Genomic DNA, 6,485 nt, shown 5'->3' with positions numbered 1-6,485 from the left:
CGGCCCCGCGCTGAGCTGGGGCGGAACGCTGTCCGTCGATGCAGGCGAAGTCACGGTGCACAGACTAGGTCCTCGGTCTGACAACAACCCAAACGAGGCAGATGGGTCCCGGCGTCACGGTTGTCGCACCGCCGCCGGGCGCCCGGGCGGGGACCGGGTTCAGGCGTCCTGCCCGTCCTCCCCCACCCTGCGCCGGTACACCTCCACCACCCGTTCCAGCGAGACATCGAGGTAGGCCTCGAGCAACTGCCCGGCCTTCTCCCGGTCACCGGCCCGGAGAGCCTCCATGATGGCGACATTTCGCGTGATGTACGGTTCGTGCAGTTTTCTGGACTCGTCCACCACGTGGAACGCGAGCCGCAGTTCGGCGAAGACGCTGCGCATCAGCTCGTCCGTGCGCTCACTGGCGGCGAGCGCCACCAGTTCCCGGTGGAAGTGGATGTTGGCCGTACCCACGGCTTTCCAGTCACCTTCGCGCGCCGCCCGGCGCCCCTGGGCGACCACCCGGGCGAGCGCGTCGAGCGCGTACGGCGGGTCGCCCAGGCCCCGCACGACGGCGCCCTCGACGAGCCGGCGGGTGCGGTAGATGTCCTCGACGTCCCCGACGGTCAGCACCCGGACGAACACGCCGCGGTTCAGCTCGTGGACGAGCAGCCGTTCATGCGTGAGCAGGCGGAACGCCTCCCGCAGCGTGTTGCGGGAGACCCCGAGCGCGCCTCCGATGCTGTCCTCCGAGAGCCGGGTGCCGGGCGGGAAGTACCCCTCGGCGATCCGGCTCCGGAGGATGTCCGCGACCCGCTCGGCGGTGCTGGTGCGCCCCAACAGGACGCGGTCCTCGGCCAGTCCGCTCAGCTGCTCCGTCATGCCCGGAATTCAATCGCACACGGAAGAACGGGACAACACGGGTATTGAAGGATCGTTCAACGATCCTCTACCTTGCTGCGCACGGCACGGCTCATTCCTTCCAGCACCCTCCGTCCTCCCTCTGCGAGGCGCCCATGAGCGCGATCCCCCCAGCGAAGGCCCTGACCGACGAACCACGCCCCGCACCGTCCGAACTCACGAACGACGACGGGGCGTTGGGCTGGCTGCGCGCGCTGGGGCCGCGCGGCCGGCGCGCCTTCGGCGGCGCGTTCGGCGGGTATGCCCTGGATTCGTACGACTACTTCACGCTGCCGCTGACCATGGTCGCTGGCCGCGTACTTCGGTCTCGACAGCGGGCAGACCGGGCTGCTGACCACCGTCACCCTGGTGGTCTCCGCGGTCGGCGGCACTCTCGCCGGTGTGCTGGCGGACCGCGTCGGGCGGGTGAAGGCGCTGCTGGTGACGGTGATCACCTACGCGGTGTTCACCGTGGCCTGCGGATTCGCGCCCAACTACGAGACGCTCCTGGTGTTCCGGGCGCTCCAGGGGCTCGGCTTCGGCGGTGAGTGGGCGGTCGGCGCGATCCTGGTCGCCGAGTACGCGAGCACCAGGCACCGGGGCCGCACCCTCGGCGCGGTGCAGAGTTCCTGGGCCGTGGGCTGGGCGCTGGCCGTGATCGTGTACACGGTGATCTTCTCGCTGGCCGACGGCGACCTGGCCTGGCGTGTGATGTTCTGGACCGGCGCGCTGCCGGCCCTGCTCGTCGTGTGGGTGCGGCGCAGGGTCCAGGACGCGCCACAGGCGGCCGCCGCGCGGGAGAGCAGCGCCCGGAGGGGCTCGTTCTCGGCGATCTTCCGGCCGGACCGGCCGGGGTCGACGGGTCTGCTGCGCACCACGCTCTTCGCCGTGCTGCTCTCCACCGGCGTCCAGGGCGGCTACTACACCGCCACCTGGGTCCCGACCTATCTGAAGACGGAGCGGGACCTGTCGGTCGTCGGCACCGGCGGCTATCTGGCGTTCCTGATCTCGGGTGCCTTCCTCGGCTACCTGACCGGCGGCCATCTCACCGACCGGCTGGGCCGCCGGCGCAACATCTGGCTGTTCGCCCTGCTGTCGGCGGTCTGCATCCTGGCGTACACGAACATCCCGAGCGGCGCCGACACCCTGGTCCTGGTGCTCGGTTTCCCGCTGGGGTTCTGCATGTCCGCCATCTTCAGCGGTTTCGGCTCCTATCTGAGCGAGCTGTACCCGACGGCCGTGCGCGGCACCGGACAGGGCTTCACGTACAACACCGGACGTGCCGTGGGCGGCCGTGTCCGGGGTGCGCGCCTATGTGGCCGTGTCCGGCGGCGTCGCCGTCGAACCGGTGCTCGGCAGCCGCTCCACGGACCTGCTCTCGGGCCTCGGTCCGGCCCCCCTCACGGACGGTGCCGTCCTCCCCCTGGGGCTTCCGCCGGACGGTCGCGCGCGCGTGGACGTCGCCCCGCAGCCGGCGCCCCCGGCCGAACTCCTGCTGCGCGTCACCCCGGGCCCGCGCGACGACTGGTTCGCTCCCGCGGCCGTACGCGTGTTCACGTCCCGCACCTATCACGTGTCACCGGCGAGCAACCGCATCGGGCTGCGCACGACCGGACCGGCCCTGGAACGGGCGAGGCGGGCGGAACTCCCCAGCGAGGGCGTGGTGCTGGGCGCGGTCCAGGTACCGCCCGACGGCACACCGGTGGTCTTCCTGGCCGACCATCCGACCACCGGGGGCTACCCGGTGATCGCCGTCGTGCGCTCCACCGATCTCCCGGCCGCCGCCCAGGCCCCACCCGGCACCCCGGTCCGCTTCCTCGCCGTCCGCCGCTGAGGGCTTGCGCACGGCACACCTGGGCGGCCCGCGGCGTTGTCCGGAAGGCACACCTGGGCGGCGCCGCGGCGTTGTTCCGGCGTCGGCAGCGCGGCCGGTGCCGTGGAGGCGGCCGCGGAGGCGCGCAGGTCGAGACGGCCGCACGCGCCCCGGGCGTGGTGACGCATCTCGTCGACGGCCAGGGAGAGCAGTTGCGGCAGCAGGTCCGTGCACCGGCGGGCCACCCAGCCGGTGCCGGCCGCGGCCGGCCACCGCAGGCTCGCCCACGTGGTCGGTGCCGGGGAGTCCGATCCGGTCGAGGGGGCCGGCCCGGTGGCAGCGCCGTGGCTCGTCAGCAGTTCGTGGAAGCGGACGGCCAGTTGGCGGTGCCCCGGCTCACCGGGATGCAGCCGGTCGGCACTCCACATCGCGCGGTCGGTGACCCAGGCTCCTTCGCAGGCGTGCAGGTGCACCGCCCCGTACCGGTCGGACAGGGCGTGGACCACGGTGTTCACCGCCCGGTTGCCGCCGGGCGAGCGGGCGCGCCGGCGCGCCCGGGAGTCCCAGCAGCGTGCCGGGGTCGGGCAGGCATGCCGTGAGCAGCACCGCGCCCTGACCGGTGCACTCCGCGTACACCTGGTCCAGCCCTGCCGTCACGTCACGGATGTCGAAGGCGCGGTGCAGGGTGTCGTCGACGCCGACGACGACGGACGCCAGGTCGGGCCGGAGCCTCGGCGCGGCGGGCAGCCGACGCTCGAGCACGTCGCGCGTCGCGACCCGCTCACCGCGAGGTCGGTGAACTGTACGGGCCCTGCGGACAGCGACGGGGCGAGCAGCGCGGCCCAGCCCCGCCACCCGTCGCCGGGCCGGTCCCCCACGTCCCCGGTGAGCGAGTCGCCGAGGACGACGAACCGCAGCGGTCTCACGAGAGCCCCCGGGACGTGACCGGCCGTACCGAGACCCCGCCGTCGCCCGCCGCTCGTGGCACCGTCACCGGCGCGTCGTGGGCCGCGAGAAACGCCGCGACGGCCGTCCCCCATCCGAAGTGCCCCGCACGGGCGCGTGCCGCCTCGCGGCGTTCCGTCTCCTTCCGTGCCAGCAGCAGCTCGACGGCCTCCGCGAAGGCGTCCGCGCGGTCCTCCGCGACCGCTCCCGCCGTGCCGATCACCTCCGGCAGCGCCGACGACGCGCTCGCCACCACGGGCGTGCCGCACGCCATCGCCTCCAGCGCGGCAAGCCCGAAGGTCTCGGCGGGCCCCGGCGCCAGGCACACGTCGGCGGATGCCTGGAGCGCCCCCAGAATCCTCTGGTCGCACACATGTCCCAGAAAGGTCACCGGCAGTCCGCGCCCCCGCGCACGCTGTTCGAGCCGCGTCCGCAACGGCCCGTCCCCGGCCACCACCAGCACCGCCGGCCGTCCGCGCCGCAGCAGTGCCTCCAGCGTGTCCAGGGCGGTCCCCGGCCGCTTCTCGGGGGACAGCCTGGAGCACATGAGGAGCAGCGTCTGCGGTGCGCGTGCGTGGCGGAGGCGCAGTGCCGGGTCGTGGAGCGCGGGGTGCCGCTCCGTCAGATCGACGCCCAGGGGAGCTCGTACGGTGTTGCGGGCCCCGATGCTCGTGAACTCCCGTTCGGCGAACTCGGTGGTGCACACCACGCGCGCGTACGCGTGCGCGGTGCGGAGGTTGAGGGAGTCCGCCGCGCGCCGGGCGGTCCGCTCCGGCAGGCCCCAGGTGCGCAGCACGCCGAGGGCCGTCTCGTGGGAGACCATGACCGACGGGACCCGGGCCCGCCGTGCCCACCGGCCGGTCCAGCGCAGGGTCGTGCGGTCGGACACCTCGAGCCGGTCGGGGGCCAGGTCCTCGAGCAGGCCGGCGATCCGCGCCCTGTCGGTGAGGACGCGGTATCCGCCCGTGCCGGGCAGCCGGGGGCCGGGCAGGGTGATCACTCTCCCCTGCTCGGTCTCGTGGTCGCTCTCCCGGCTCCCTGGGACGATGAGCACGGGCCGGTGCCCCGCCGCCAGATAGCCCTTGCCGAGCTCCCGCAGCGCGGTGCGCAGTCCTCCGGACGCGGGAGCCACGAAGTTCGCCAGGCGCACGATGCCCAGCGACCCGTTCATGCCGCCACCGCCGTCCGGGGTCCGGCGAGCACGTCCGCGTAGTACCCGATGAGCCGGTCGCCCACGGCCGCCCAGGTGCGGCCTTCGACCGCCGCGCGCCCGGCCGCCCCGTACGCGGCCCGCAGCCCGGGGTCCGCGGCCAGGGACCACACCGCATCGCGTACGGCGGCGGTGTCGCGCGGTGGGACGAGCAGCCCGGTGTGTCCGTGTGCGACGAGGTCCAGCGGGCCGCCCGCCGCGGGAGCGATCACGGGCACACCGCTCGCCATCGCCTCCTGCACGGTCTGGCAGAAGGTCTCGAAGGGGCCGGTGTGCGCGAAGACATCCAGCGAGGCGAAGATCCGGGCGAGCTCGTCGCCGGTGCGGCGGCCGAGGAAGGCCGCGCCGGGCAAGGCCTGCTCCAGTGCCGGACGGCTGGGTCCGTCACCGACGATCACGAGCCGCACCCCGGGCAGCCCGCAGGCCCCGGCCAGCAGCTCGACCTGCTTCTCGGGGGCGAGCCGGCCGACGTAGCCGACGACGAGCTCGCCGTTCGGGGCCAGGGTCCGGCGCAGTGCCTCGTCGCGGCGGCCGGGCCGGAACCGGACGGTGTCCACACCGCGCGGCCACAGCCTGACCCGGGGTACGCCGTGCGCCTCCAGGTCGCGCCGGGCGGCGGCGGACGGGGCCAGGGTGAGGTCGGCGGCCGCGTGCACGGAACGGATGCGCCGCCAGGCCGCCGCCTCGCCCCCGCCCATGTACGTACGGGCGTAGCCGGCGAGGTCGGTCTGGTAGACGGCGACGGCCGGCACGCCCAGGCGGGTGGCCGCCGTCATGCCGCGCACGCCGAGGACGAAGGGGCCGGCCAGGTGGACGACGTCGGGCCGGTGGGCGGCGATCACGGCGGCGAGGCGACGGCTGGGGAGGGCGACGCGGACCTGGGGATAGCCGGGCAGCGGAAGGGAGGGAACGCGGACGACGGAGCACGGTGCTCCGTCGTCCGACGAGTCGCCCGGGGTGGACGGGGCGACGACGACGGGGGTGTGGCCGCGCTCGACGAGGTGCCGGGCGGTCTGCAGCGCGCAGTGGGCCACGCCGTTCACATCGGGGGGAAAGGACTCGGTGACGATGACGACACGCATACCGGTGTTGTCGCCGCGCCGGACGTGGTCACGTCAACGTCGATCTTGCCGCGCGGGGAACACGCCGTGAGCGTTGTCTCCCGCACCGTGCGGGCCGGACGGTCTCCACCCGTGCCTGGCCCGCCCGCCATCCGCCGTTCACGCCGCGCGTGGACCGACGGGTCACACGGGGGTCTCCTCGGGGCCGATCCGGCTGCGGACGGCCGTCTGGACCTCGGCCTCCTCGGCGGGGTCGGCGGCGAGCCGCCGCAGACGGTCGACGACCCGGGTGTCACCGGTCTCGGCGTGCCGGGCGGCGATCTCGCGGGTGGTCTCCTCGCAGTCCCACAGGCATTCGACGGCGAAGCCGGTGGCGAAGGAGGGGTCGGTCGAGGCGAGGGCGCGGGCGGCCCTGCCCCGCAGATGGGAGGAGGCGGTCTCGCGGTAGACGTGGCGGAGTACGGGGGCCCCGGCGGCGATGCCGAGCCGGCCGGCGCCGTCCACGAGGGTCCACAGGGTGGGAGCGTCGGGGCCCTCGCCCCGTACGGCCTCGCGGAGCGCGGCGAGGACCAGG

The 6,485-nt window shown here is 74.3% G+C and carries 3 protein-coding genes and 4 pseudogenes; 2 read left to right on the top strand and 5 right to left on the bottom strand.

What is annotated here, in order from left to right:
• Positions 1-159: 159 nt before the first annotated feature.
• Positions 160-864 carry a GntR family transcriptional regulator gene (locus B9S61_RS11865; protein ID WP_103542223.1) on the bottom strand — a complete coding sequence of 235 codons (705 nt, stop codon included), beginning with the start codon at positions 862-864 and terminating at the stop codon, positions 160-162.
• Positions 865-998: 134 nt separating this feature from the next.
• On the opposite strand from B9S61_RS11865, the pseudogene B9S61_RS11860 reads away from it, so the two are divergent.
• Together B9S61_RS11860 and B9S61_RS43435 are read left to right on the top strand one after the other, a co-directional pair.
• A pseudogene (locus B9S61_RS11860) lies at positions 999-2,172 on the top strand (MFS transporter); the annotation flags it as partial.
• Positions 2,171-2,716, top strand: a pseudogene (locus B9S61_RS43435) (biotin-dependent carboxyltransferase family protein); the annotation flags it as partial. The pseudogenes B9S61_RS11860 and B9S61_RS43435, both read left to right, overlap by 2 nt.
• On the opposite strand, the pseudogene B9S61_RS11855 reads toward B9S61_RS43435, so the two are convergent.
• The 4 genes and pseudogenes from B9S61_RS11855 to B9S61_RS11840 all read right to left on the bottom strand — a co-directional run.
• Positions 2,620-3,621, bottom strand: a pseudogene (locus B9S61_RS11855) (SGNH/GDSL hydrolase family protein). The pseudogenes B9S61_RS43435 and B9S61_RS11855 sit on opposite strands and share 97 nt — an antisense overlap.
• Positions 3,618-4,811 (bottom strand): glycosyltransferase, encoded by a 1,194-nt coding sequence (locus tag B9S61_RS11850; protein ID WP_103542222.1) that lies wholly within the window; start codon positions 4,809-4,811, stop codon positions 3,618-3,620. The pseudogene B9S61_RS11855 and the gene B9S61_RS11850 overlap by 4 nt, the downstream one beginning before the upstream one ends.
• Positions 4,808-5,932 (bottom strand): glycosyltransferase family 1 protein, encoded by a 1,125-nt coding sequence (locus tag B9S61_RS11845; protein WP_103542221.1) that lies wholly within the window; start codon positions 5,930-5,932, stop codon positions 4,808-4,810. The genes B9S61_RS11850 and B9S61_RS11845 overlap by 4 nt, the downstream gene beginning before the upstream one ends.
• A 162-nt stretch (positions 5,933-6,094) precedes the next feature.
• Positions 6,095-6,485: pseudogene (locus B9S61_RS11840) on the bottom strand (HEAT repeat domain-containing protein); the annotation flags it as partial.

This window comes from Streptomyces sp. SM1 (assembly GCF_002910825.1).
Lineage (GTDB): Bacteria > Actinomycetota > Actinomycetes > Streptomycetales > Streptomycetaceae > Streptomyces > Streptomyces okerensis.
The sequence above is the reverse complement of the archived record's forward strand: the minus strand, read 5'-3'. Positions and strand labels throughout refer to the sequence as shown.

Coding starts and splice junctions, on each gene's coding strand:
- B9S61_RS11865 (WP_103542223.1), bottom strand. CDS start 864: ATGACGGAGCAGCTGAGCGGACTGGCCGAGGACCGCGTCCTGTTGGGG.
- B9S61_RS11850 (WP_103542222.1), bottom strand. CDS start 4,811: ATGAACGGGTCGCTGGGCATCGTGCGCCTGGCGAACTTCGTGGCTCCC.
- B9S61_RS11845 (WP_103542221.1), bottom strand. CDS start 5,932: ATGCGTGTCGTCATCGTCACCGAGTCCTTTCCCCCCGATGTGAACGGC.